Genomic DNA, 23,503 nt, shown 5'->3' with positions numbered 1-23,503 from the left:
CATGTGCGCGGCTCCTGCTGCCAGGCTTCGCCCGGCAGCGGCATATGAAGGATAGGATAGCGCCCAATGGCGATGAGCGTAGGCGAAAGCGGCGACGACACACCGATGTCGGACATCAACACCACGCCCATGGTGGACGTGATGTTGGTGCTCCTGATCATCTTCCTGATCGCCGTTCCCGTGGTGATCCAGACGGTGAAGCTGGATCTGCCGAAGGTGCAGTTCGAGCCCACCACTACCAAGCCCGAGAACGTCGCGCTTTCGGTGACGGGCGAAGGCGGCCAGTGCAAGGTCTATTGGGGCATGACCGAGGTCAGCCACGAGGAACTGCTCAAGCGCGCCGTGAAGAAGCTGGAAGATGAGATCGCCCGCCAGGGCGGCCCCAACGCTGCCGGGCTCGAGCTTCCTGAAGTCCATATCCGGGGCGATGTGAGCACCCCGTACCGTTGCATCGGCGGAACGATCTACACCATGCAGATGGCCGGTTTCGTGAAGGTTGGCTTCATTTCCGAGCCGCCGCCCGGCAGCAGCACCGTCCGCATGTGATGATCAGCGTTTCGAAGGAGTTACTGAAATGTCGATAAGCGGTGGCCAGGAAGATGGTCAGCCGATGATGGATCTGAACACGACGCCGTTGATCGACGTCATGCTCGTGCTCCTCATCATGTTCATCATCACGATCCCGATCCAGACCCATGCGGTGAAGGTCGATCTGCCGCAGAACTCGCCGCAGAACGCCACGCCGATCGAGCCTGAGAAGAACAAGCTCTATATCGACGGCGAAGGCCGCGTGTTCTGGAACAGCGTGCAGATCGACGATGTGACGCTGCGTCAGTATCTCGATGCGTCGATCCAGCGCGATCCAGAGCCGGAGCTGCACTTCCAGCCCGATCCGCAGGCGCGCTACGACGTGGTCGATCGCGTGCTGGCGATCGTCAAGCGGGCGAACGTGACCAAGCTCGGCTTCGTCGGCAACGAGCAGTATCGCAACGATTTCTGATCGGCCGGCGCTTTCGAGCGTCAGGATATTGAAGAGGCGGTCCTTCGGGGCCGCCTTTTTTTTGTGGGTAACCGTCTCGATCGCAGAGCCCAGCCCCGAGCATTTGCGGGCTAGTCCGAGGCCGATCGACATCGGACCTTGGGTCATCGGCCTTGCAATGTAGGATTTGAGAGCCGACCGAAAGGGCGGCTCTTTCTCATCGTCGAGGCCCCCGGAAAGCACGCTAGCCGCGTGGGAAGGCATGCGTGCGTACGCATGCGATGGAGTCAAATGAGTCAACCGGCAGGCCGGCGGGGATTCGGCCGGACCCGCGGATTTTGCCGATTTCCTCAACCTGGCGGCTGAATAATCGGCGCCCCCAAATCGCTCCCCGGAAATTTCGACATAGCGGGTGTCAACCATGTCAACCGCAGCCGGTCCGGCTGCGGTCCGCCGCGAAGCGCATTTGCGACCGATGGGACCGCTCTTGAACGTTTCCAGATTGCAGAATTGCAACTGAAATGTCACACAAGAGTCATTCAAGTGTCACCAAGACGTAAGCTTGATGTAACATTAGGAGATGCCCGATGCGTATGGGACTTGTAGGTGCGGCCCTCGCGCCGCTGATGCTCATCGCGATTCCCGCCCAGGCGCAGGACAGCGCCGTTGCCAGCGCCCAGATCCATAGCGGCGCGCTCGACAAGGCCGAGCAGAAGCTGCTTGCCGGACTTCGCGCCGATCCCGATCGTCCCGAACTGCTGCTCAATCTCGCCGCCGTCTATGTCCAGACCGGCCGGGCGAGCGAAGCCCGCGCGCTCTACAGCAAGGTGCTGGCGCAAGACGACGTGCTCATGGACATTTCCGCCGAACGCACCGCCGGGTCGCACGCCATCGCGCAGACCGGCCTGAAGCGGATCGACGCCGTGCAGTTCAGCGCGCGTTGAACGGACGTGCGCGGCCGGTCAGGCCGCGCGCGAGCCAGGCGGCGCCGGCGATCGACAGGGCGATCAGCAGCATCGTCCATTCGAGACGGTTCGACGGCGCCGCAAGAACCCGTGGCGCATGCACCAGCACCACGAACGCCCCGCACATCACCGCGAGCAGGGTGGCCGCCAACCGTGCGGCGCTGCCCGATATGATCGCCAGGCCCGCCGCGATATGGGCGACGCCGGTGAACCAGGTCCAGTAGAGCGGCCTGGGCAGCCAGTCGGGCATCAGCGGCGCGGTGAAGCCCGGATAGGCGAAATGGCCTATCCCGAACAGGATCGGGCAAAGTCCGAACAGGATGCGCAGCAGGGTCTGGGCGCCGCCCGGCCGGTCTCCCAGGAAAAGCGCCGCGCCGCCCGTCGCGAGGGCAAGGATCTCGGCGAACCCCAGCAGCGTCGCGACGCCGGGCCTGGCCAGCACCAGCGGGATATGGAGCGCCACGGCCCATAGGAGATATTGCGCGGGCAGCAGCAGCCGCAGGAAGCCGGTGCGCGGCAGCAGCGCGAGCACGCCGCCCAGCGCCAGCAGCGCGCCGCTGGCCAGCACGAGCGTCTCGCGGTTGGGAATGCCGGCGGGCACCGGCTGCCATTGCAACGCGAAATCGCGGTGGAGGAAGGTCAGGACGGCAAGGCCGATCGCACCCGCGGCATAGGGCAGGGCATCGGCATCGAAATTGCGGCGGCGCGCGGCCATGGTTCGGTCTTTCCGCTCAGAGCCGGGGCAGGGTGACGCCCCGCTGGCCCATATATTTTCCCGCCCGATCGGCATAGCTGGTCTCGCAGGGCTGCTCGCCCTTCAGGAACAGGAACTGGCAGGCGCCTTCATTGGCGTAGATTTTGGCGGGCAGCGGCGTGGTGTTCGAGAATTCCAGCGTGACATGCCCCTCCCATTCGGGCTCGAGCGGGGTCACGTTGACGATGATCCCGCAGCGGGCATAGGTCGATTTGCCCAGGCAGATGACGAGCACGTCGCGGGGCACGCGGAAATATTCCACCGTGCGGGCCAGCGCGAAGCTGTTGGGCGGGATCACGCAGACATCGGTCTTGCGATCGACGAAGCTGTTCGCGGCGAAGTTCTTGGGATCGACCACCGCCGAATCGACATTGGTGAAGATCTTGAACTCGTCCGCCACCCGCGCGTCATAGCCATAGGAGGACAGGCCGTAGCTGATGCAGCCTTCGCGCCGCTGGGCCTCGACGAACGGTTCGATCATGCCATGAGATTGCGCCTGCTCGCGGATCCAGCGGTCGGAAAGGATGGACATCGTCACTCCAAGATTGAGCGGCTCTTGTCGCGGCTAAGCCCGGCGGGGGCAAGGGGCTAGGCCTGGGCGATATGCCAGAGCTCGCCGCAGGGGCCGAAGACATAGGCGACACGCAGTCCCCAAGGTTGCATGACGGGCGCGCGGGGCGGCTGGACGCCGAAGCCGCCGGCAAGATCCAGCGTCTCGATATGCGCCCACCATGCGTCGAGATCGGCGACCACCAGTTGCATCATGAAATTCTCCGCCCAGTCCTTTGCGTAATGGTCCTGGAGCAGGAACTGGCCGGAATCGCAGGCAAGGCCCGCCACCTGGTCCGCTTCGAAGATGATGCGGAAGCCCAGCGCCTGATAGAAGCGCTTCGATAGGGCGAAATCCTTGCCGCCCGGGACGAAGGGGCGGAGCGCGGTGGTGGCAAGGTTTGCGCTCATGCCAGCCCCAGATCGGCCGGTCCGAACGCATGGGGCAGCAGTTCGGAGAGGCGGTAACTGGCGATCTCGTCGCCCTCGGCGCTGCCGCAATAGACCGGGATATCGCGGCCGCCGAGCTGGGCGGCTTCGTTGATGACCTGGCGGCAGCGGCCGCAGGGGCCGACCGGGGCGGTGCCGCGGGCCACGCCGTCCTCCATCAGCCCGCCGATCACGCCGATCGCCACCACGTCGCGCAAGCGCCCCTGGGCGCTGGCGGTCGCGAGCGCGACCGTCTCGGCGCAGAGCGACAGGCCGTAGCTGGCATTCTCGAAATTGGCGCCAGTGACCATGCTGCCGTCCGACAGCAGCACCGCGGCGCCGACCGCGAAGTTCGAATAGGGGGCATAGGCGTTGCGGGCGGCGGCGCGCGCCGCCTCGATCAATGCCTTGGGATCGGGTTCAGCCATGGTCAGCCCTTGATATGGAGCACGCAGATCAGCGTGAAGAGGCGGCGGGCGGTGTCGAAATCGACGGTGATCTTGCCCTCCAGCCGCTCGCGGAGAAGCTCGGCGGCGTCGTTGTGGATGCCGCGCCGGGCCATGTCGATCGTCTCGATCTGGGCGGGCGCGGCATTGCGGATCGCCTGGTAATAGCTGTCGCAGATCGCGAAATAGTCGCGGATCGGGCGGCGGAAGCGGGCAAGGCCCAGGACCAGCGTCTCCAGCGGCGATCCGTCGGCGCGGCGGATCTCCAGCGCCAGCCGGCCCTCCTCGACGCTGAGGTGCAGCTTGTAGGGGCCGGCATAGCCGTCGGGATGCTGGCGCTGCGGGGCGAAATGATTGTCTTCAAGCAGGTCGAAGATCGCGATGCGGCGCTCCTGCTCGATATCGGCCGAGCGCCAGAGGATCGTGCGCTCGTCGAGGGAGATGTCGATGATCCGCGGATCGGCCATGTTGACGTTGCTTTGGGGACAATCACCGCTTTTCACAAGCGGGACGGTTGCCGTGGCCCCGGCATTGGAGGAATAGGGGCGGATGGCCCAGCCGATCCCGTTCCCCGCGCCCGAAATGCCCGAAGGCACCAGCCTGCCCCAGAATATCGAGGCGGAGGCCGCGCTGCTGGGCGCGATGATGATCGACAATCGCGTGGCCGAGGACGTGCTGCAGAAGCTGCGTCCCGAGCATTTCTTCGAGCCGCTGCACGGCCGGATCTACGACGCGATCTCGACGATGGTGGGCGACAACCGGCTGGCAACGCCGGTGACGCTGCGCCCGCTGTTCATCAACGACAGCGCGATGAAGGAACTGGGCGGCCCGGCCTATCTGGCGCAGCTCACCGGCAACCCGGCGAGCCTGATCGGCGCGCGCTCCTTCGCGGACCAGATCTACGACCTGGCGATGCTGCGCGCGCTGGTGACGGTGGGGCGCGATCTGGTGGACGGGGCGCTCGACACCAGCCAGGACATCAATCCCGCCAAGCAGATCGAACAGGCCGAGCTCAAGCTCTACGAAGTCGCCGAGAAGGGCGATACCGAGGCGGGCCTGAAAAGCTTCACCCGCGCGGCGACCATGGCGGTCCGCCAGGCTGAGAAGGCGATGAATTCGGGCGGCGGCATCTCGGGCATCACCACCGGCCTTACCGACCTGAACGCATCCACCGGTGGCTTCAACCGATCGGATCTGCTGATCCTCGCCGGCCGCCCCGGCATGGGCAAGACCTCGCTTGCGACCAACATCGCGTTCAATGCGGCCAAGCGCTACGCCGACGATATCGAAGGCGGCATTCCCGAGGAGAAGTCGATCGGCGCGCCGGTCGCGTTCTTCAGCCTTGAAATGTCGGCCGATCAGCTCGCGATGCGTATCCTTTCCGAACAGGCCGAAGTCGTGTCGGAGAAGCTGCGCACGGGGCAGATCAGCACGTCCGAATTCCAGAAGTTCGCGCGGGCGGCGGGCGATCTGGAGCGGCTGCCCTTGTTCATCGACGATACGCCGGGCCTCACCATCGCCGCGTTGCGCACCCGGGCGCGTCGGATGAAGCGCCAGCACAAGATCGGCATGGTGATCGTCGATTACCTCCAGCTCCTGACCGGTAGCGCCAAGGCTTCGGGCGATGGACGCGTGCAGGAAATCTCGGAGATCAGCCGCGGCCTGAAGACGCTGGCCAAGGAACTCAACGTGCCGGTGCTGGCGCTTTCCCAGCTCAGCCGCGCGGTGGAGAGCCGCGAGGACAAGCGCCCGCAGCTATCGGACCTGCGCGAATCGGGATCGATCGAGCAGGACGCGGACATCGTGCTGTTCGTCTATCGCGACGAATATTATCATGATTTCAAGGCGCCGACCAAAATTCCCGACGGCACCGAGACCGCCGAGGAGCGCATGGCCTATGAGGAATGGCAGGCCAAGCAGCTCGAAGTGGCGAACAAGGCGACCGTGATTATCGCCAAGCAGCGCCATGGCGCTACGGGATCGGTGCATATGCGTTTCGACCGGCAGTTCACCAAGTTCAGCGATCTCGCGCACGAGGCTTATTGATCGATTCCGTCGGGCAGACCGCCTGACGGGGATCGGTCCAGCGTTGCTGCAGGAGCGCGACGGCGGCGCGCCAGGCGCGATCACGGCCAGCGACATTCCGCTGTTGGGAAGGCCGACCGTCCAGCGATAGCCGCTCGTATTGCCCGCATAGGCGCCGCCGACTTCTTCGCCGACGCCGCCTGGTAGAGAATTGCGATCAGAAGGCCGGGAGGTTGGGGTCGTTGTCGTCCACGGGGGTATGGATGCCGCATTCGGTCTTGTCCCAGCCGCGCCAGCGGCCCGAGCGGGGGTCTTCGCCCGGCTTGACGATGCTGGTGCAGGGCGCGCAGCCGATCGAGAGATAGCCCTGCGCCTCCAGCGGATGGCGGGGCAGATCGTGCGCGTCGAAATAGGCGGAGATGTCGTCCCTGGTCCAATCGGCGAGCGGATTGAACTTCATCCGGCCGATGGGATCGGCGGCGTCCACCTCGAAGCGGGGCAGGGCGTTGCGGGTGCTCGCCTGGAACGCCTTGCGGCCGGTGATGCTGGCGTCGAAGCCCCCCATGACCCGGGCGAGCGGAGCGACCTTGCGGATCTCGCAGCAGCCGTCGGGATCGTAGGACCAGCGCAGGCCGGTCTCATCGCGCTTGGCGAGGGTTTCGGGATCGGGCGTCAGGCTGCGCAGATCGGTGAGGCCCAGGCGTTTGGCCAGCGTATCGCGATAGGCGAGCGTTTCGGGGAAATGCTTGCCGGTATCGAGGAACAGCACCGGGATCGCCGGATCGACCGAGGCGACCAGATGGAGCAACGCGGCGGATTCCGCGCCGAAGGAAGAGATCAGGGCGATGTCGCCCAGCATATGCTCGCCGAGCACGGTGCGCAGCAGCTCGTCGGTGCCGATGCCGCGGAACATGTTGTTCAGCCGGATCGCCTCATGCGCGGTGAAGCGCGGAGCGATGTCGATCCGGTCCAGCTTGCGGGCGAGTTCAGCCATGCCGGAGCTTCCACACCGGCACGGCGGCATCGGCTGCGGATTGATAGACATGGTCGTAGCGGGCGAGCGCGGCCTTGAGGACCGTTTCGTCGATCGGGGCCTCGGGAGCGAAACTGTCGAAGCCGCAGCGGCGCATCGGCACGATCTGATCGACCAGCACGTCGCCCTGGGCGCGGAGCTCTCCCGTGTAGCCGGCTTCGCGCAGGATGCGGCCGGTGGAATAGCCGCGGCCGTCGCGGAACTTGGGGAAGGCGACCTCCACCAGCGCGAGGCGATCGAGATAGGGCAGCAGCAACCGCGCATCCTCGCCCGATTCGATGCGGACGGCGGTGGCGTTGGACTGGCCGAGGAAGGAATCGAGCGTGACGGCGGGCTCGTCATGCGGCTCGTCGTCGCGGAAGCGCAGGGCATCAGCCATAAAGCGCCTCCTTGAACGGCGCCATGCCGATGCGGCGATAGGTGTCGAGGAAACGCTCGCCCTCGACCCGCTCGCGCAGATAGACGTCGGTCGCCTTCTCCACGGCGTCGACGATCCCGTCCTCGGAGAAGCCGGGGCCGGTGATCGTGCCGAGCGACACGTCCTCGGCACCCGATCCGCCGAGCAGGAGCTGGTAGTTCTCGGTGCCTTTCCGATCGACGCCCAGGATGCCGATATGGCCGGCATGATGGTGGCCGCAGGCGTTGATGCAGCCGCTGATCTTGAGCTTCAGCTCGCCCAGCTCGCGCTGGCGGCCGAGATCGGCGAAGCGGGCCGTGATCTTCTGCGCCACGGGGATCGAGCGGGCATTGGCCAGGCTGCAATAATCGAGGCCGGGGCAGGCGATGATGTCGCTGATGAGGTCGAGGTTCGGTTCGGCCAGGCCGGCGCCATGCAGGGCCTGCCAAAGTTGACCAAGTTGACTCTTCCGGACGTGCGGCAGGACGATGTTCTGGGCGTGAGTGACGCGCAGCTCATCGAAGCTGTAGCGCTCGGCGAGATCGGCCATCAGTTCGATCTGGTCGGCGGTCGCGTCGCCGGGGATGCCGCCCTGGGACTTGAGGCTGATCGTGACGATCGCATAGCCGGGCACCTGGTGCGCCGAGACGTTCTGATCGAGCCAGACGGCGAAATCGGGGTCCGAGCGATCGATATCGTCGCTCGCATCGGAATCGAAGGCGGGTGGGGCAAAGAACGCCTTGATGCGTTCGAACTCGGCGGCCGGGGGATCGATGCCGAGCTTCTTGACCTCCAGGAACTCCTCCTCGACCTGGCGGCGATATTCGTCGGCGCCGATCTCGTGGATGAGGATCTTGATCCGCGCCTTGTAGATATTGTCGCGCCGCCCGTAGCGATTATAGACGCGCAGGCACGCCTCGACATAGCTCAGCAGATCGTCGGCAGTGACGAAATCGCGGATCTCGGGGCCGATCATCGGGGTGCGGCCCATGCCGCCGCCGACGAAGATGCGGCCGCCGAGCACGCCGTCGCGCTTCACGAGCTGGATGCCGATATCGTGCAGGCGCATCGCCGCGCGGTCCTCGTCGGACGCGATCACGGCGATCTTGAACTTGCGGGGCAGGTAGGTGAATTCGGGGTGGAAAGTGCTCCACTGGCGGAGCAGCTCGGCCCAGGGGCGGGGGTCCGCCACTTCGTCCGCGGCGGCGCCGGCGAACTGGTCCGAGCTGATGTTGCGGATGCAGTTCCCGCTGGTCTGGATCGCGTGCATCTCGACCGTGGCGAGCTCGGCGAGGATGTCCGGCGCGTCGGCGAGCTTGATCCAGTTGTACTGGAGGTTCTGGCGCGTGGTGAAATGGCCGTAGCCGCGATCATATTTGCGCGCGATATGGCCCAGCATCCGCATCTGCCGGCCGTTCAGCGTGCCATAGGGGATGGCGACGCGCAGCATATAGGCGTGAAGCTGGAGATAGAGGCCGTTCATCAGCCGCAGCGGCTTGAACTGGTCCTCGGTGATCTGGCCGGCGAGGCGGCGGTTCACCTGGTCGCGGAATTCCTCGACGCGAGCATCGACGATCGATTGGTCATATTGGTCATATTGGTACATGTCAGATCACCCAGGAGCCGGCGTTGGGGTCGGCGGGCTTGAGGGTCAGGTCCGGGCGCACGGTGGGGCCGAGGGCGCGGATGCGGTCCTTGATGTGCGCGGGGCGGGGGCCTTCGGGGGTTCCCGTCGCGTCGATCACATAGGGTCCGTTGACGCGGCGCGCGGCTTCCTCGACTGCCGCGATCGCCTCGCCCTGCTCGGCCACGTCCGCAGCGTCCTCGACATGGCGCGACCAGCCCGAGCCGGTCCACCAGGTCACGTCGCCGGTGGCGAGATCGTTGCCGGTAAGCAGTTTCATGCGAGCGCCTCCGCGGCATCGGCCCAGGCGGCGAGCTTGTCGTCGGCATCGGCGAGCATCACGACTTCGCCGACGACGATGATCGCCGGGCTTCGCACCTTCTCGCGCGCAACCATCGGGCCGAGATCGGCGAGCAGGGTGCGCAGCGCGCGCGATCCCTCCAGCGTGCCGCGCTCGAGCACTGCGACGGGCATGTCGGGGGCGACGCCGTCGTTCATCAGCTTCTCGCTGATCTCCGGGCAGGTGGCGACGCCCATATAGATGACGAGGGTGCGGCCCTTGCCGGCGAGGCCGGACCAGTCCTGATCGGTCAGGCCCTTGCACTGGCCGGCGACGAAGCTGACCGCGCTCGACCAGTCGCGATGGGTGAGCGGCAGCATCGCCTCGGCCGCGGCGCCGAGCGCGGCGGAGATGCCGGGAATGACTTCGACGGGCAGGCCGGCGGCGCGCACCGCCTCGACCTCCTCGCCGCCGCGGCCGAAGATGAACGGATCGCCGCCCTTCAGCCGCACGACGATCGCGCCGGTCTTCACATGAGCGATGATGAGGGCGTTGATCGCTTCCTGGGGCAGCGTGTGGCGCGCGCGGCTCTTGGCGACCGAGATGCGGTGCGCCTGGGGCGCGAGATCGAGCACGCGCGGATCGACCAGCCCGTCATGGACGACGACGTCGGCCTGGCGCAGCGCCTCGACGGCGCGCACGGTGAGCAGGCCGGGATCGCCCGGACCCGCGCCGACTAGAATCACGCGTCCGCGCGACGAGGGATCGAGAAGAGTAGCCATGAGAGGAGCCAATGGGCCGCCGCGGCGCCGGGGGCAACCCGAAGGTTGCTTGGGCCGGGTTTAGGCGATCTATCGCCAAGCTGAAGGTGGTGGCCCGCCTCGCGTTAAGCGGGCCTTAGTCGCTTCGGGTGGATAGGTTCCGTGGAGAACCGCCTATGGGACCGATCGGCAAGACCTGAGATGGCGAAGGGGGAATTCAGCATCCAGGGCCGGATCGCCGGCCTGAACGCCTGGCGGGCGGCGCTGATGCTTGGCGGGCTGCTGGTCCATGGATCGGTGCTGTCGGAGCATTTGCGCCTGTTCGAGGGGATGGCATGGATATCGGCGGCGTTTCGGATGGGGGCCTTTTTCGCGATTTCCGGGATGCTCGCAGCCTTGGTGATGACGCGCCGCCGGCCGATCGACTGGTTCGGGAAACAGAGCGTGCGGGTGGGGGTTCCGGCACTGTTCGGCATCCTGGCGCTCAGCCCGATCATCGCGGCGATCATGCGCGGCGCGATCGATCCCGCGCAGGCCGCGGGGATCGCGCTGTTCGACTGGCACCACCTCTGGTTCCTGTTCGCGCTGCTGCTCTACCAGCCGATCGCGTATTTGCTGTTCACGCGGATCGATCGGCGCCGTTCGGCGCGTCTGTTGCGGTGGCTTTGCGTGCAGGGGCAGACGCGGGTGCTTACGGTCATGAGCGCGGTTTCGCTGGTGCTGACCGGCATGGCGCTGAAGGCAACATTCGATTTCGCGCCGGAAGCCCATTGGTCGATGCTGCTGCAACTGGGGTCGATCATCGGCTATATGCCGCTCTATTTCCTGGGCTTTCTGCTGGGTCTTTCCCGTGCGTTCCGGGTGGCGATGCTCGGCACCGTCGCCGTGCCGATCACGATATTGGCGCTGGCCGCGGCTGCGGCGCTGCTCTGCTTCATCGCGGAGCCTGTCGCCGGCAATGATTGGGACGGCACGATGCGGTGGTTGCTGAGCGTGGTCTGCCCGCCGGCCGCAGCCGCGCTGATCCTGCGTTCGGCGCTGACGACTCGCCAGGTGCCGCCCGTGATGGATCGCCTGTGCGCGGCGTCCTTCACGATCTACATGCTCCACTATCCGGTGCTGGTCGCGATCAACGCGGCGGTGCGGCCCTGGGGCGTGAATCCCTATCTCCAATATGCGGCGGCGGTGAGCTTTACGGCCGTTTTCTGCTATGCGCTGCACTTCCGGCTGGTCGCGCGTTCGCCGGCCCTGTCGCTGCTGCTGAATGGACGGCTGCCGGAAGTGCGGCGGATTGCGGTCGCGACGGCTTAGGCGTCGCGTAGGCCCACGCCCATGGCGGCGCGCGCCTGATCGGATTCGGAGCTGACCACCGGATAGGCGCAATAATCCGCGGCATAATAGGCGCTGGGGCGGTGATTGCCCGACCAGCCGATGCCGCCGAACGGGGCGGCCGACGATGCGCCGTTGGTCGGCTTGTTCCAGTTGACGATTCCGGCGCGGATATTGGCCCAGAACTGGTCGTAGAGTCGCGGATCCTGGCTCACCAGGCTGGCGGAGAGGCCGTAGCGCGTGTCGTTGGCCTCGGCGATCGCCGCCTCGAAGGTTTCGGCGCGATAGACCTGGAGGATCGGGCCGAACAGCTCGATATCGGGCTTCTCGCTGGCCTCGGTCATGTCGATCACGCCCGGAGTCAGGAACGGGCGGTTCTCGATCGGGCGCTCCATGTGGCGCAGCGGCCGGCCGCCCCGGGTGAGCAGGGCGACGAAGCTCTCGGTGAGCATGTCGGCCGCGTCATTGTCGATCACCGGTCCCATGAAGGGTTGGGGATCGGCATGGGGCTCACCGATGATGAGTCGGCCGATCAGCTTGTTGATCTCCGCCATCAGCGGGTCGAAGAGATTCTGGTCGACGATCAGGCGCCGCGCGGCGGTGCAGCGCTGGCCGGAGGTGGTGAAGGCCGACTGGATCACGAGCACGGCCGCCGCATAGAGATCGGGCGTGTTCCACACGACGATCGGATTGTTGCCGCCCATCTCCAGCGCGAGGATCTTCTCGGGCCGGGTGGCGAACTGGCGGTTGAGCGCGATGCCGGTATTGGCGGAACCGGTGAAGAGCAGCCCGTCGATATCGGGATGGCCGGCGAGTGCCTTGCCCTGATCGGGGCCGCCGATCAGCAGCCGGACACAGCCTTCGGGAATGCCGGCGGCATGGAAGCAATCGACCAGGAACGCGCCCGAGGCCGGGGTCTTCTCCGACGGCTTGAAGACGACGGCGTTGCCGGCGAGCAGCGCGGGGACGATATGACCGTTCGGCAGGTGCGCCGGGAAATTATAGGGGCCGAGCACCGCGAGCACGCCGTGCGGCTTGTGGCGGAGCGCCAGCCGCGAGTTCATCGGCGCGTCGACGCGGCGCTGTCCGGTGCGCTCGGAATAGGCGGTCACCGAGATATCGACCTTGGCGATCACCGTCTCGACTTCGGTGCGGGCTTCCCAGAGCGGCTTGCCGGTCTCGCGCGCGAGCAGATCGGCGAAGGCATCGGACTTCTGCCGTACCACATTGGCGAAGCGGCGCAGCGCCTCGATCCGATAGGCGAGCGGGCGCGCGGCCCATTCGGCCCAGCTCCGCCGCGCGATCGCGACTTCGGTGTCGGCATCGCCCGCCATCTGGCGCCACAATATGGCGCCGGTCGCGGGTTCGGTGGAGATGATTTCCTGTCCGGACATTCGGTTTTGGTTAACGTGCCTTGAAATGGTCTCGCGCTCTTGCACGAAATTGGAAAGCTAGGCCAGAGCCTGGCCTATTCCTCCTTCCGACGATGCTATGCTTTCAGGGCTTCGCCCATGCGGCGGATCGCGGCGACCTTGGCATGGAGTATCGACCAGTCGTCCTGCTCGGCGATCCGCGCCCAGATCGCCTCTACCTCGTCGATCAGCATCGCGCAGGGCTCCGGATCGGACCAATAGGGGTGATCGCGCGGCTTTCGCGGCCGATAGGGGGCGAGTTGCGCGCGTAGCTGAGCGAAGGGCTCGCCATAGCTTGTGGGCAGAACGCCGCCGAAGACGTCGAAATAGAAGAGGTCGATCGGGGAGTCGGTCGCGGCGAGGGTCTGCTCCACCGTCTGGGCGAGCGCGCGGTCCTGCTCGGGATCGCGGGGGAGGACACCGAGCCGCCAGAGGATCGCAGTGGCGGATTCGCGGTGATAGGCGTCCGGAAAGCCGTCGAGCGCGGCGACCAGCGAATCCTCGGGCGCGACCAGGCTGAGCGCGCTGGCGAGCTGGGCCGCGTCCCAATAGATCGCCTCGGGCTGGCGGGCATAGGCATAGAGCCCGGCATGATCGAAATAGGCGGCGGTGAAACGCGGTGCCCAGATCGGCGCGAAGCGCCAGGGGCCGTAGTCGAAGCTCTCGCCGGTCACGTTGATATTGTCGCTGTTGAGCACGCCATGGACGAAGCCCGCGGCCATATACTGGGCCGCCAGCCGCGCGGTGCGCGCGACGACATGGGCGAGCAGGCGGGTGGGAGCGTTGTCACCCGCTTCTTCGCCGTAATAATGGCGCAGGACATAGGCGGTGAGCTTCGCGATCGCCTCGGTCTCGCCGAAATGGGCGAGGCGCTGGAAGGTGCCGATGCGGATATGGCCGTGGCTGAGCCGCACCAGCACCGAGGAGCGGGTAGGCGAGGGTTCGTCGCCGCGATGCAGCTCCTCGCCGGTCTCGACCAGCGAGAAGGTGCGGGAGGTCTCCACGCCGAGCGCCTCCAGCATCTCGGTGGCGAGGATCTCGCGGACGCCGCCCTTGAGCGTCAGGCGGCCGTCGCCGAAGCGGCTGTGCGGCGTCTGGCCCGAGCCCTTGGTGCCGAGGTCCATCAAGCGGCCCTGGTCGTCGGTCATCTGCGCGAACAGGAAGCCGCGGCCGTCGCCGATCTCGGGATTGTACACGCGGAACTGGTGGCCGTGATAGCGCTGGGCCAGCGGCTGTTCGAGGCTGCCGGGGAGCGGCTCGAAGCGGGCGAAATGGGCCAGCCACTCTGTGTCGCTCAGGCCGTCGAGGCCGACGCTTGCGGCGGCGCGATCGTTGCGGAAGCGGAGGATCTGTTTCGGGAACCGGGCGGGATGGACCGGATCGTAGAACGCATCGCCGAGTTCGAGGATCGCCTGTTGCGGAGAGAAGGCCATGCGGCGATATGGGGGGCAATGGGCGAGCGGCGCAACTATTCGAACGGCTATTGGTGGTCCAAGGACGGCCTGCGGCTGCATTATCGCGATTATGCGGGGCCGGCGGACAAGCCGCCGCTGATCTGCTTTCCGGGGCTGACCCGCAACGCGCGCGATTACGAGGTGCTGGCCGAGCGGCTGGCGGGCGACTGGCGGGTGATCTGCGTCGAGTTCCGCGGGCGCGGCGAGAGCGGATATGCCAAGGATCCGATGACCTATGTGCCTCTGGTCTATCTCCAGGATGTCGAGGCGCTGCTGGCCGAGCTGGGGATCGCGAAGTTCGTCGCGGTGGGGACGTCGCTGGGCGGGATCGTGACGATGCTGCTGGCGGCTACCGACGGCGGCAGGCTGGCGGGCGTGGTGCTGAACGATGTCGGCCCCGAGCTCGATCCGGCGGGGCTGGCGCGGATCCGCACCTATGTCGGCAAGTCGGTGTGGCACCCGACCTGGATGCACGCCGCCCGATCGGTGGCTGAGAGCAATGGCGACGTCTATCCCGATTACGGGATCGAGGACTGGCTGCGCATGGCGAAGCACCTCTACCGGGTGAACAGCTCGGGGCGGATCGTGCTCGATTACGACATGAAAATCGCCGAGCCCTTCCGTGTGCCGGGCAACGAGGCCGGGCCGGACATGTGGCCGACGATCGACGCGCTGGGCGGGCATCCGCTGCTGGTGGTGCGCGGTGAGCGTTCGGATATCCTGAGCGCCGCGACGGCGGAGAAGATGATCGCGCGGGTGCCGGGCGCGGAGCTGGTGACGGTGCCGGGCGTGGGCCATGCGCCGACGCTCGACGAGCCGGAAGCGGTCGCGGGGATCGCGCGATTGCTGGCGAAAGTGGCGTCCTGAGCCGGGTTAAAAGCGCCGTTAGGTTGACACAGTTGACACCCGCTATGCGGAAAAACATTCCTTCCCGAATTTTGCCGCTCGGGCGGTAGCCAGGATACCCTGGAGCCACCGGTTCCCCGCGCGCGAGGCCGCTCGTGGCTGGATAATATTCGCGATGAGAAAGAGCCCGCAGAGGGTTGCAGGTCAAATCCTACATTGCAACCGATGCCCGCAATTCCCTCGATTTCCATCGGAATGCTGCTCCAGCTGAGAAAGCGGAACGAATCTGCCTTCATTCCGGTAGCGAGTGCATGGGCGCCCGCAGGACCGGTGCCCATGGGGCGCCCGACGTCGCCCGAGCCCAGATCGAACTCGGCCTCGGGAGCAAGCAGCGCGCGCAGATGGGTATCGCAATTCCAACTGGAAGTGCTTGCCCGCTCGACGATTTCGACGGCGCGGCGGCTAAGTAAAGCCTGCAATTTGCCGATGTTTCTTGTCGCGGCGATCGGGCATTCGCGCGTGGCTGCCGCACTGGTTTGCGCTGTGACAGGCAGCGTGGCGCAACAGGCCATCGCAGCGCACGTGATCACACGAAAATCTTTCTGCATCTCTTTCCCCCGCTCGATCCGACCTGTCCCAGCGCAGAATGGGGTCGCTTCCATCACCGGGTGACGCAGGCGCAAGAGAGAGCTAAGTCGCGCCTCCATGTCGATCCACGTCCTTCACCTCCACTCCACCTTCGCGCTGGGCGGCAAGGAAGCGCGCGCCGTGCGGCTGATGAATGCGTTCGGCGACAGGGCGCGGCATATGATCGTCTCGGCGATGCCCGACCAGCTCGGCGCGCGGGACTATATCGCCAAAGGGATCAAGTACGAGATCGCGCTCGATCCGCCGCCGCTCTCCGGCAAGCCCTCGGTCAGGCGCTATGAGGCGATCGCGCGGTTCATGCGGCGCTTCGACCTGGTGCTGACCTATAATTGGGGCGCGATCGACGGGGTGATGGCGGCGCGGGTGTTCGGCAAGGGACTGCCGCCGGTCATCCATCACGAGGACGGCTTCAACGCCGACGAGGCCGAGCGGCTGAACCCGGTGCGCAACATGTATCGCCGGATCGCGCTGCCTGCCGCCCATGCGCTGGTGGTGCCGTCTGCGGTGCTCGAGCGGGTGGCGCTCAAGCATTGGAAGCAGCCGCCCGAGCGGATCCGGCGCATCGCTAACGGCGTGCCGACCGCGCTCTATGCGCAGAAGCCCGATCCCTCGCTGATCCCCGAGCTCCAGAAGCGGCGGCCTGGGGAGATGTTCATCGGCTGCCTGGCGGGGCTGCGCCCGGTCAAGGATCTGCCGATGCTGGTGCGCGCGGCGGCGGGGATGAGCGCGCGGTTCAAGCTCGTCATCATCGGGGAGGGGCCGGAGCGCCAGGCGATCCTAGATGCGGCCGAGGCGATGGCGATCGAGGACCAGGTGATCCTGCCGGGATTCCTGCCCGAGCCACATCGTTACATGGGGCTGTTCGATATCTTCGCGCTTTCGTCCAGGAGCGAGCAGGCGCCGATCTCGGTGATCGAGGCGATGGCGGCCGGGCTGCCGGTGGTGGCGCCACGGGTGGGGGACATTCCGGCGATGGTATCCGAGATCAATCAGATGTATCTCGCGCCGGAGCGGACCGAAGTGGCGATCCGCGACCGGCTCGACACGCTGGCCAAGCACCCGGACGGGGCGCGGCACATCGGCCAGGCGAACCGGGAACGTGCCCGCGCGTTGTTCGATGAGGCAGACATGGTCGCGGCCTATGCGCGGCTTTATGGCGAGGCGATGGGCCGGCCGGGCGTGCTCGGCTGACGATTGCCACTCGCTTGTAGCGACGCTTCCGGCTAGCGTCGCGCGGAATTTTTCTGGAGGTATCGTTGTTCAAGGGTCTTTCTCCCATCAACTATAACGGCCGCGAGGTCTGGCCATTGGTCGAGGGTGGGAAGGGCGTGGCTGCCACCAATCATGCCAGCGCCGGCGCCTGGGCCGCCGCGGGCGGCATCGGCACGGTGAGCGCGGTGAATGCCGACAGCTACGATGCCGAGGGGAAGATCGTCCCGCAGATCTATCGCGCGCTCACGCGCCGCGAGCGGCATGAGGAGCTGGTCCAGTATGCGATCGAGGGCGCCGTCCAGCAGGTGAAGAAGGCGTTCGAGATCGCCGGCGGGAAGGGCGCGATCAACATCAACGTGCTGTGGGAGATGGGCGGCGCGCAGCGCGTGCTGCACGGCGTGCTGGAGCGGACGCGCGGCATGGTGGCGGGCGTCACCTGCGGCGCGGGCATGCCCTACAAGCTCAGCGAGATCGCGGCGTCGTACAACGTCAATTACCTGCCGATCGTGAGCTCCGGCCGCGCCTTCCGGGCGCTGTGGAAGCGCGCCTATTCCAAGGCGAGCGAATGGCTGGCAGCGGTGGTCTATGAGGATCCCTGGCTGGCCGGCGGGCATAACGGCCTGTCCAATGCCGAAGATCCGCTGCAGCCGCAGGATCCCTATCCGCGCGTCAAGGAACTGCGCGCGATGATGCGCGAGGGCGGCGTTTCGGACGATGTGCCGATCGTGATGGCCGGCGGCGTCTGGTATCTGCGCGACTGGAACGACTGGATCGACAATCCCGAGCTCGGCAAGATCGCGTTCCAGTTCGGGACGCGGCCGCTGCTGACCCGGGAAAGCCCGATTCCCGAGGAGTGGAAGGCGCGGCTGACCAATATTGAGGAAGGCGAGGTGCTGCTGCATCGCTTCTCGCCGACGGGCTTCTATTCGTCCGCTGTCCGCAATCCGTTCCTGCGCAACCTGGAAGCGCGATCCGAGCGGCAGATCGCCTATTCGACCGAGCATGCCGGGGATCACATCTTCCAGCTCGACGTGGGCGTGAAGGGCAAGAATTTCTGGGTGACGCGCAACGACCTGCTGCGCGCGCGCCAGTGGTTCGGCGAGGGCTTCACCAGCGCGCTCAAGACGCCGGACAACACGCTCGTCTTCGTCACGCCCGAGGAACAGGCGATCATCCGCAAGGACCAGGCCGATTGCATGGGCTGCCTCAGCCAGTGCCAGTTCTCGTCCTGGGCGGACAGCGAGACCAACTCGACCGGCCGGCTCGCCGATCCGCGCAGCTTCTGCATCCAGAAGACGCTGCAGGACATCGCCCATGGCGGCGATGTCGAGCAGAACCTGATGTTCGCGGGGCACGGCGCCTATAATTTCAAGCGCGATCCCTTCTATTCGAACGGGTTCGTGCCGACCGTGAAGCAGCTCGTCGATCGCATCCTGACGGGCGATTGAACCCTGCGCCCGGCGGCATGAACTGGAACGATGCCTGGGCCGCCCTGCTGGGCCTGAGCAGCGGCACCGCGCATATCGATATGGGGCAGGCGGCCGCGCGGGCGGCGTTGCTCTATGTCGCCACGCTGGCGCTGATCCGGCTGGGCAAGAAGCGTTTCCTGGGGCGCGGCACGCCGTTCGATGTGGTGATCGCGATCGTGATCGGCTCGATCGCGGCGCGGGCGATCGTCGGCGGCTCGCCGATCCTGCCGTCGCTCGCGGCGATGGCGACGCTGATCGCGCTGCACTGGCTGTTCTCGCTCGGGGCGATGCACTCCCGTGCGATCGGCGCACTGGTGAAGGGGCGCAACCGCGTGCTGGTGTGCGACGGGGTGATCGACCATGCCGCCATGCGCGACGAGCATCTGACGATGCACGACCTGGAGGAGGATCTGCGCGAGCGCGGCTATGACTCGCTCGATCGGATCGCGATGGTCCGCATCGAGCGCAACGGCAGGCTGAGCTTCGTCGAGAAGGCGAAGCAGGACGGCGCCTAGAGCCATCCCTCCAGCACCTGATCGGGCGGGCGATGGCCGTCGGACCAGGAGCGGATGTTGGCGATGACCTTCAGCCCCATTGCCTCGCGGCCCTCGAAGGTGGCGGAGCCGAGATGGGGGAGCAGGACGACGTTCTCCAGCGCGATCAGGCGCGGGTCGACCGCCGGCTCGTTCACATAGACATCAAGCCCGGCGCCGGCGATGCGGCCGGTGACGAGCGCCGTCACCAGCGCCTCGGGATCGATGATCTCGCCGCGCGCGGTGTTGATGAGCCAGCCGTCGGGGCCGAGCAGATCGAGCCGGCGGGCGTCGATCAACCCGGCGGTGGTCGCGGTGTGCGGCGTGTGGATCGTCAATATGTCGATCGCGGCGAGCATCGCGTCGAGATCGGCGTGGAAGGTCGCGCCCAGTTGCGCCTCCAGCACTTCGGGGACGCGGTGGCGGCCGTGATAATGGATCTGGAGGCCGAAGGCGCGGGCGCGCATCGCCACCGCCTGGCCGATGCGGCCGAGGCCGAGGATGCCGAGCTTCCTGCCGCCGATGCGGTGGCCGCGCATGCCGGTGGGGGACCAGCCGGTCCATTGGCCGGAGCGCAGCAGCTTGTCGCCCTCGACCAGCCGGCGCGGGGCGGCGAGGATCAGCGCCATCGCCATGTCGGCGGTATCCTCGGTCAGGACGCCCGGGGTGTTGGTGACGACGATGCCGCGTTCGCGCGCGGCCTTGAGGTCGATATGGCCGATGCCGTTGCCGTAATTGGCGATGAGGCGGAGGCGTTCGGGCGCGGCGTGGATCAGCTCGGCATCGATCCGGTCGGTCACGGTGGGGACGAACACGTCGGTATCTGCCATCGCGGCGGCGAGCGCGGCCTGGTCCATCGGCCGGTCGTCTGTCCTGATGACAGCGTCGAACAATTCGGCCATGCGCGCTTCGATCGCCTGCGGAAGCGCGCGGGTGATCGTCACCCGGGGGCGGGAAGGGCGAAGGGCCTGTGCCATCCGGACCGGATTGGCGGGCGCGGGAGCGCCAGTCAACGGTTGAAGCTGGTGCAATGCTCGGGATACATATCGGAAATGAACGGGGGACGCATGCGGACTTGGGTGTGGCTGGTGGCGGGCGCGGCGGTGCTCGCGGCGACGGCGCCTGCCTGGGCGCAGCGCAAGCTGCCCTATTTCCTGTCGCTCAAGTCCAACAAGGCGCTGATGCGCGCCGGGCCGGGGCGCAACTATCCGGCGAGCTGGCTCTACAAGCGCAAGGGGCTGCCGGTGAAGGTGGTCGACATCTATGGCGAGTGGCGCAAGGTCGAGGATCCGGACGGCACCCAGGGCTGGATGCTGTCGGGCCTGCTCGATGACGCGCGTACCGCGATGGTGGCGGGCACGATCGTCGAGATGCGCGCCGCGCCCGATGCCAGCGCGCGGGTGAACTGGCGTGCGGAGCCGGGCGTGGTGGGGACGATCAAGCGTTGCGCGAGCGGCTGGTGCTGGTTCGATGTGGGCGGGCGCGGCGGCTATGTCGACCAGTCGCGCATCTGGGGGACCGAGCCGGGCGAGACCGTGCGCTGAGGCGGGCGCTGCTGAAGGGGCATTGCCGTAGCCTTTAATCCGTCACCCCGGCCGAAGTGCCGGGGTCCACTTCGCCGCGAACGAGCCCCTCAAGCTTCGAGCGGCTCTCCCAGCCTCCCGGTGGACCCCGGCACTTCGGCCGGGGTGACGAGGGGATTTTGGTTCAGACCTATTTCAACGCGGCATCGCAGGAATAGGCGTTCAGGATCGCGGCGACCAGGCCGGGGAATCGCTCATCCACCTCGCCGCAGCGTGACGTGTTGCGCATCTCCACGCCTTGCCGTTCGGAACGGATCAGACCAGACTCACGCAACACCTTGAAATGCTGGGACAATGAAGACTTCGGAATGTCCCGGTCGCCGACATGCGAGAAGGTCGAGCAGTTCTGCACGCAGCCTTGGCCGGCGATCTGCGCGAAGATCTCCGCGCGCACGGGATCGGACAGCGCATGGAGAATCGCTTCCGGTCGCAGGTCTTCCACCGAGGGATGAAGCAGGGGGCGCATGAAATTTATCTAGGGGGACTTGATGCTTGGTTCAACAGTTCCGATTTCCAGAACTACTGGACTAAGGCGCGCCATCCCGGCGGCCGGCCCAGCCGTCATTAGGGAAATGCAATCATGTCGAAACTCGCAGGCAAGGTAGCGGTGGTCACCGGGGCTTCCAAGGGCATCGGCGCCGGCATTGCCAAGGCGCTCGCGGCGGAAGGCGCCGCGGTGGTGGTCAATTACGCATCGAGCAAGGCCGGGGCGGACGCGGTGGTCCAGGCCATCACCGAAGCCGGCGGCAAGGCCGTCGCGGTGCAGGGCGACGTCTCCAAGGCCGACCAGGCGGAGGGCGTGATCGAGGCCGCCGTGCAGAACTTCGGCCGGCTGGACGTGCTGGTCAACAATTCCGGCGTCTATGCCTTCGCGCCGATCGAAGCGGTGACCGAGGAGGATTATCGCCGGATGTTCGACATCAACGTGCTGGGCGTGCTGCTCACCACCAAGGCGGCGTCCAGGCATCTGGGCGAGGGCGGCAGCATCATCAACATCTCCTCGGCGGTGACCAGCGTCCTGATGCCCCAATCCGCGGTCTATACCGGCACCAAGGGCGCGGTGGATGCCATCACGGGCGTGCTCGCCAACGAACTCGGCCCTCGCAAGATTCGCGTGAACGCCATCAGGCCCGGCGTGGTGGAAACCGAGGGCACCCATGCTGCGGGCGTGGTTGGTTCCGAGCTTGAAACTGGGTTCATCGCCCAGACTCCGCTCGGCCGGGTGGGCCAGCCGGACGACATCGCTGCCGTCGCGGTGTTCCTGGCTTCCGACGATTCCCGCTGGCTGACCGGTGAGAATCTCCTCGCGAGCGGCGGCCTGCGCTGATCCTGGGGAAGCGGCGCGCGTCCTCCTCATAGGCGCGCGCCGCTTTAGAGGCCGATCAACCTGCTGGAATCCTTTCCCCGGCGAAGGCCGGGGCCCAGTCGCGACGCGTTGGAGACGGCATCCCGCCGCCTCGACTTCGCCGACACTGGGCCCCGGCCTTCGCCGGGGAAGATTCCAGTTGACCTTTAATCCAGCAGCTCCACCGCCATCGCGGTGGCTTCGCCGCCGCCGATGCAGAGCGAGGCGAGGCCGCGCTTCTGGCCGTTGGTCTCCAGCGCCGAGAGGAGCGTGGCGAGGATGCGTGCGCCGCTGGCGCCGATCGGGTGGCCGAGCGCGCACGCGCCGCCGTTCACGTTGATGACGTCGTGGCTGAGGCCCAGCTCCTTCATCGCGATCATCGCGACGCAGGCGAACGCTTCGTTGACTTCGTAGAGGTCGACGTCGGTCGTGCTCCAGCCCGCCTTTTCCAGCGCCTTCTTCATCGCGAAGACCGGGGCGGTGGTGAAGCGCGACGGAGCATGGGCGTGGGCGGCGTGGGCGACGATGCGGGCGACGGGGGTGAGGCCGAGCTTCTCCGCGATGCTGAGCCGGGTCATCACCAGCGCGGCGGCGCCGTCCGAGATCGAGGAGGCATTGGCGGCGGTGATCGTGCCGTCCTTGGCGAAGGCGGGCTTGAGCGTGGGGATCTTGGCGGGATCGGCCTTGGTGGGCTGCTCGTCGGCAGTGATGGTGGTCACGCCCTTGCGGCCCTTGACCTCGACGGGGACGATCTCGCGATCGAAGGCGCCGGACTGCTGGGCTTTCTTCGCACGCAGGAGCGACTGAATCGCGAATTCGTCCTGCGCCTGGCGGGTGAACTGATATTCCTGGGCGACCTCCTCGGCGAAATTGCCCATCAGCTTGCCGGGCTCATAGGCGTCCTCGAGCCCGTCGAGATACATATGGTCCTTGAGCACGTCATGGCCGATGCGAGCGCCGGCGCGGTGGCGCAGCGAGAGGTAGGGCGCGTTGGTCATGCTCTCCATGCCGCCGGCGATGAGCAGGTCGACCGATCCGGCGGCGAGCGCATCGGCGGCCATGATCGCGGCCTGCATGCCGGAGCCGCACATCTTGTTCACCGTAGTGGCCTCGATATGGTTGGGCAGGCCGGCCTTGAGCGCCGCCTGGCGCGCGGGCGCCTGGCCCAGGCCGGCGGGGAGGACGCAGCCCATATAGATGCGCTCGATCGCCTCGCCCTGGAGCCCGGCGCGCTGGACCGCGGCACCGACGGCGGCGGCACCGAGCTCAGTGGCGGGCGCGTCGGTCAGGACGCCCTGGAAGCTGCCCATCGGCGTGCGGGCATAGGAGGCGATGACGACGTCGTCGGCGGACATAAGCGATCCTCTCATTGGTTGGGGGCGATCTAGTGCCCCCGGGGCCGGTTTGCAAAAGCCGCGTCGCCCCTCCAA

The 23,503-nt window shown here is 66.6% G+C and carries 26 protein-coding genes; 11 read left to right on the top strand and 15 right to left on the bottom strand.

Features of this window, described 5'->3' with window-relative positions:
- Positions 1 to 66 precede the first annotated feature (66 nt).
- The 3 genes from HB724_RS07455 (at position 67) to HB724_RS07445 (ending at position 1,923) form a co-directional block, all read left to right on the top strand.
- Entirely contained in the window at positions 67 to 546 is a 480-nt protein-coding gene (locus HB724_RS07455; protein WP_213980287.1) for a biopolymer transporter ExbD, read from the top strand.
- Between the two features lie 28 nt (positions 547 to 574).
- Complete coding sequence (locus HB724_RS07450) at positions 575 to 1,000, top strand: biopolymer transporter ExbD (RefSeq protein ID WP_213980286.1); 426 nt, start codon at positions 575 to 577, stop codon at positions 998 to 1,000.
- Positions 1,001 to 1,566: 566 nt separating this feature from the next.
- The gene (locus HB724_RS07445) at positions 1,567 to 1,923 is read left to right on the top strand and encodes a tetratricopeptide repeat protein (protein WP_213980285.1); all 357 of its coding nucleotides are present in this window, start codon (positions 1,567 to 1,569) and stop codon (positions 1,921 to 1,923) included.
- Here the strand turns inward: HB724_RS07445 and HB724_RS07440 are convergent.
- The 5 genes from HB724_RS07440 to HB724_RS07420 are packed head-to-tail and all read right to left on the bottom strand — an operon-like array spanning position 1,910 to position 4,589.
- Positions 1,910 to 2,659, bottom strand: coding sequence for a DoxX family membrane protein (locus tag HB724_RS07440; RefSeq protein ID WP_213980284.1), 750 nt, complete (start codon positions 2,657 to 2,659; stop codon positions 1,910 to 1,912). The genes HB724_RS07445 and HB724_RS07440 overlap by 14 nt on opposite strands.
- Before the next feature lie 16 nt (positions 2,660 to 2,675).
- Positions 2,676 to 3,230, bottom strand: a complete 555-nt coding sequence (dcd, locus tag HB724_RS07435; RefSeq protein WP_213980283.1) for a dCTP deaminase — start codon at positions 3,228 to 3,230, stop codon at positions 2,676 to 2,678.
- A gap of 56 nt (positions 3,231 to 3,286) precedes the next feature.
- On the bottom strand, positions 3,287 to 3,658 hold the full coding sequence (locus HB724_RS07430) for a VOC family protein (protein WP_213980282.1): 372 nt from the start codon (positions 3,656 to 3,658) through the stop codon (positions 3,287 to 3,289).
- Entirely contained in the window at positions 3,655 to 4,104 is a 450-nt protein-coding gene (gene cdd / locus HB724_RS07425) for a cytidine deaminase (RefSeq protein WP_213980281.1), read from the bottom strand. Before cdd ends, HB724_RS07430 begins: the two co-directional genes overlap by 4 nt.
- A gap of 2 nt (positions 4,105 to 4,106) precedes the next feature.
- Positions 4,107 to 4,589 (bottom strand): UPF0262 family protein, encoded by a 483-nt coding sequence (locus HB724_RS07420; protein WP_213980280.1) that lies wholly within the window; start codon positions 4,587 to 4,589, stop codon positions 4,107 to 4,109.
- Between the two features lie 82 nt (positions 4,590 to 4,671).
- Between HB724_RS07420 and HB724_RS07415 the strand changes: the two genes are divergently transcribed.
- Complete coding sequence (locus tag HB724_RS07415) at positions 4,672 to 6,168, top strand: replicative DNA helicase (protein ID WP_213980279.1); 1,497 nt, start codon at positions 4,672 to 4,674, stop codon at positions 6,166 to 6,168.
- Between the two features lie 196 nt (positions 6,169 to 6,364).
- Here the strand turns inward: HB724_RS07415 and HB724_RS07410 are convergent, their stop codons facing one another.
- From HB724_RS07410 to cobA, 5 genes are read right to left on the bottom strand one after another with little or no spacing between them, the layout of a single operon-like run.
- Entirely contained in the window at positions 6,365 to 7,141 is a 777-nt protein-coding gene (locus HB724_RS07410; protein ID WP_213980278.1) for a phosphoadenylyl-sulfate reductase, read from the bottom strand.
- Positions 7,134 to 7,559: a DUF934 domain-containing protein gene (locus HB724_RS07405; RefSeq protein ID WP_213980277.1), complete on the bottom strand. Its 426-nt coding sequence runs from the start codon at positions 7,557 to 7,559 to the stop codon at positions 7,134 to 7,136. The genes HB724_RS07410 and HB724_RS07405 overlap by 8 nt, the downstream gene beginning before the upstream one ends.
- On the bottom strand, positions 7,552 to 9,183 hold the full coding sequence (locus HB724_RS07400) for a nitrite/sulfite reductase (protein ID WP_213980276.1): 1,632 nt from the start codon (positions 9,181 to 9,183) through the stop codon (positions 7,552 to 7,554). The genes HB724_RS07405 and HB724_RS07400 overlap by 8 nt, the downstream gene beginning before the upstream one ends.
- A gap of 1 nt (position 9,184) precedes the next feature.
- Positions 9,185 to 9,481, bottom strand: a complete 297-nt coding sequence (locus tag HB724_RS07395; protein WP_213980275.1) for a DUF2849 domain-containing protein — start codon at positions 9,479 to 9,481, stop codon at positions 9,185 to 9,187.
- Entirely contained in the window at positions 9,478 to 10,263 is a 786-nt protein-coding gene (gene cobA / locus HB724_RS07390) for a uroporphyrinogen-III C-methyltransferase (RefSeq protein ID WP_213980274.1), read from the bottom strand. The genes HB724_RS07395 and cobA overlap by 4 nt, the downstream gene beginning before the upstream one ends.
- A 180-nt stretch (positions 10,264 to 10,443) precedes the next feature.
- Here cobA and HB724_RS07385 point away from each other — a divergent pair, with 180 nt between their 5' ends.
- The gene (locus tag HB724_RS07385; RefSeq protein WP_213980273.1) at positions 10,444 to 11,553 is read left to right on the top strand and encodes an acyltransferase family protein; all 1,110 of its coding nucleotides are present in this window, start codon (positions 10,444 to 10,446) and stop codon (positions 11,551 to 11,553) included.
- Here HB724_RS07385 and astD read toward each other — a convergent pair.
- Together astD and HB724_RS07375 are read right to left on the bottom strand one after the other, a co-directional pair.
- Positions 11,550 to 12,965: a succinylglutamate-semialdehyde dehydrogenase gene (astD, locus tag HB724_RS07380; protein WP_213980272.1), complete on the bottom strand. Its 1,416-nt coding sequence runs from the start codon at positions 12,963 to 12,965 to the stop codon at positions 11,550 to 11,552. The two genes, HB724_RS07385 and astD, sit on opposite strands and share 4 nt — an antisense overlap.
- Positions 12,966 to 13,060: 95 nt before the next feature.
- Complete coding sequence (locus HB724_RS07375; protein ID WP_213980271.1) at positions 13,061 to 14,416, bottom strand: protein adenylyltransferase SelO family protein; 1,356 nt, start codon at positions 14,414 to 14,416, stop codon at positions 13,061 to 13,063.
- 18 nt (positions 14,417 to 14,434) lie between these two features.
- On the opposite strand from HB724_RS07375, the gene HB724_RS07370 reads away from it, so the two are divergent.
- From HB724_RS07370 to HB724_RS07355, 4 genes are all read left to right on the top strand, one after another.
- Positions 14,435 to 15,304, top strand: coding sequence for an alpha/beta hydrolase (locus tag HB724_RS07370; protein WP_213980320.1), 870 nt, complete (start codon positions 14,435 to 14,437; stop codon positions 15,302 to 15,304).
- 684 nt (positions 15,305 to 15,988) lie between these two features.
- Entirely contained in the window at positions 15,989 to 17,122 is a 1,134-nt protein-coding gene (locus tag HB724_RS07365; RefSeq protein ID WP_213980270.1) for a glycosyltransferase, read from the top strand.
- Positions 17,123 to 17,187: 65 nt separating this feature from the next.
- Entirely contained in the window at positions 17,188 to 18,591 is a 1,404-nt protein-coding gene (locus HB724_RS07360) for a nitronate monooxygenase (protein WP_213980269.1), read from the top strand.
- Entirely contained in the window at positions 18,588 to 19,127 is a 540-nt protein-coding gene (locus HB724_RS07355; RefSeq protein ID WP_213980268.1) for a YetF domain-containing protein, read from the top strand. Before HB724_RS07360 ends, HB724_RS07355 begins: the two co-directional genes overlap by 4 nt.
- On the opposite strand, the gene HB724_RS07350 is transcribed toward HB724_RS07355, so the two are convergent.
- Positions 19,124 to 20,122, bottom strand: a complete 999-nt coding sequence (locus HB724_RS07350) for a D-glycerate dehydrogenase (RefSeq protein WP_213980267.1) — start codon at positions 20,120 to 20,122, stop codon at positions 19,124 to 19,126. The two genes, HB724_RS07355 and HB724_RS07350, sit on opposite strands and share 4 nt — an antisense overlap.
- Before the next feature lie 90 nt (positions 20,123 to 20,212).
- Here HB724_RS07350 and HB724_RS07345 point away from each other — a divergent pair, with 90 nt between their 5' ends.
- Positions 20,213 to 20,689 (top strand): SH3 domain-containing protein, encoded by a 477-nt coding sequence (locus HB724_RS07345; RefSeq protein ID WP_213980266.1) that lies wholly within the window; start codon positions 20,213 to 20,215, stop codon positions 20,687 to 20,689.
- Between the two features lie 169 nt (positions 20,690 to 20,858).
- Here HB724_RS07345 and HB724_RS07340 read toward each other — a convergent pair whose 3' ends face one another.
- Complete coding sequence (locus tag HB724_RS07340; protein WP_213980265.1) at positions 20,859 to 21,194, bottom strand: helix-turn-helix domain-containing protein; 336 nt, start codon at positions 21,192 to 21,194, stop codon at positions 20,859 to 20,861.
- 114 nt (positions 21,195 to 21,308) lie between these two features.
- On the opposite strand from HB724_RS07340, the gene HB724_RS07335 reads away from it, so the two are divergent.
- Complete coding sequence (locus HB724_RS07335; protein ID WP_213980264.1) at positions 21,309 to 22,055, top strand: glucose 1-dehydrogenase; 747 nt, start codon at positions 21,309 to 21,311, stop codon at positions 22,053 to 22,055.
- A gap of 185 nt (positions 22,056 to 22,240) precedes the next feature.
- Here the strand turns inward: HB724_RS07335 and HB724_RS07330 are convergent, their stop codons facing one another.
- Positions 22,241 to 23,428: an acetyl-CoA C-acyltransferase gene (locus HB724_RS07330; RefSeq protein ID WP_213980263.1), complete on the bottom strand. Its 1,188-nt coding sequence runs from the start codon at positions 23,426 to 23,428 to the stop codon at positions 22,241 to 22,243.
- Positions 23,429 to 23,503 lie beyond the last annotated feature (75 nt).

It is taken from the genome of Sphingomonas sp. dw_22 (assembly GCF_018449795.1).
Taxonomy (GTDB): domain Bacteria; phylum Pseudomonadota; class Alphaproteobacteria; order Sphingomonadales; family Sphingomonadaceae; genus Sphingomonas.
Note: the sequence above shows the minus strand (reverse complement) of the source record. Positions and strands in the feature narration are given on the sequence as shown.

Bases quoted from the DNA above. Each gene is read 5' to 3' on its own strand.
- HB724_RS07455 (WP_213980287.1), top strand. From the start codon at position 67: ATGGCGATGAGCGTAGGCGAAAGCGGCGACGACACACCGATGTCGGAC.
- HB724_RS07450 (WP_213980286.1), top strand. From the start codon at position 575: ATGTCGATAAGCGGTGGCCAGGAAGATGGTCAGCCGATGATGGATCTG.
- HB724_RS07445 (WP_213980285.1), top strand. From the start codon at position 1,567: ATGCGTATGGGACTTGTAGGTGCGGCCCTCGCGCCGCTGATGCTCATC.
- HB724_RS07440 (WP_213980284.1), bottom strand. From the start codon at position 2,659: ATGGCCGCGCGCCGCCGCAATTTCGATGCCGATGCCCTGCCCTATGCC.
- dcd (WP_213980283.1), bottom strand. From the start codon at position 3,230: ATGTCCATCCTTTCCGACCGCTGGATCCGCGAGCAGGCGCAATCTCAT.
- HB724_RS07430 (WP_213980282.1), bottom strand. From the start codon at position 3,658: ATGAGCGCAAACCTTGCCACCACCGCGCTCCGCCCCTTCGTCCCGGGC.
- cdd (WP_213980281.1), bottom strand. From the start codon at position 4,104: ATGGCTGAACCCGATCCCAAGGCATTGATCGAGGCGGCGCGCGCCGCC.
- HB724_RS07420 (WP_213980280.1), bottom strand. From the start codon at position 4,589: ATGGCCGATCCGCGGATCATCGACATCTCCCTCGACGAGCGCACGATC.
- HB724_RS07415 (WP_213980279.1), top strand. From the start codon at position 4,672: ATGGCCCAGCCGATCCCGTTCCCCGCGCCCGAAATGCCCGAAGGCACC.
- HB724_RS07410 (WP_213980278.1), bottom strand. From the start codon at position 7,141: ATGGCTGAACTCGCCCGCAAGCTGGACCGGATCGACATCGCTCCGCGC.
- HB724_RS07405 (WP_213980277.1), bottom strand. From the start codon at position 7,559: ATGGCTGATGCCCTGCGCTTCCGCGACGACGAGCCGCATGACGAGCCC.
- HB724_RS07400 (WP_213980276.1), bottom strand. From the start codon at position 9,183: ATGTACCAATATGACCAATATGACCAATCGATCGTCGATGCTCGCGTC.
- HB724_RS07395 (WP_213980275.1), bottom strand. From the start codon at position 9,481: ATGAAACTGCTTACCGGCAACGATCTCGCCACCGGCGACGTGACCTGG.
- cobA (WP_213980274.1), bottom strand. From the start codon at position 10,263: ATGGCTACTCTTCTCGATCCCTCGTCGCGCGGACGCGTGATTCTAGTC.
- HB724_RS07385 (WP_213980273.1), top strand. From the start codon at position 10,444: ATGGCGAAGGGGGAATTCAGCATCCAGGGCCGGATCGCCGGCCTGAAC.
- astD (WP_213980272.1), bottom strand. From the start codon at position 12,965: ATGTCCGGACAGGAAATCATCTCCACCGAACCCGCGACCGGCGCCATA.
- HB724_RS07375 (WP_213980271.1), bottom strand. From the start codon at position 14,416: ATGGCCTTCTCTCCGCAACAGGCGATCCTCGAACTCGGCGATGCGTTC.
- HB724_RS07370 (WP_213980320.1), top strand. From the start codon at position 14,435: ATGGGCGAGCGGCGCAACTATTCGAACGGCTATTGGTGGTCCAAGGAC.
- HB724_RS07365 (WP_213980270.1), top strand. From the start codon at position 15,989: ATGTCGATCCACGTCCTTCACCTCCACTCCACCTTCGCGCTGGGCGGC.
- HB724_RS07350 (WP_213980267.1), bottom strand. From the start codon at position 20,122: ATGGCACAGGCCCTTCGCCCTTCCCGCCCCCGGGTGACGATCACCCGC.
- HB724_RS07345 (WP_213980266.1), top strand. From the start codon at position 20,213: ATGCGGACTTGGGTGTGGCTGGTGGCGGGCGCGGCGGTGCTCGCGGCG.
- HB724_RS07340 (WP_213980265.1), bottom strand. From the start codon at position 21,194: ATGCGCCCCCTGCTTCATCCCTCGGTGGAAGACCTGCGACCGGAAGCG.
- HB724_RS07335 (WP_213980264.1), top strand. From the start codon at position 21,309: ATGTCGAAACTCGCAGGCAAGGTAGCGGTGGTCACCGGGGCTTCCAAG.
- HB724_RS07330 (WP_213980263.1), bottom strand. From the start codon at position 23,428: ATGTCCGCCGACGACGTCGTCATCGCCTCCTATGCCCGCACGCCGATG.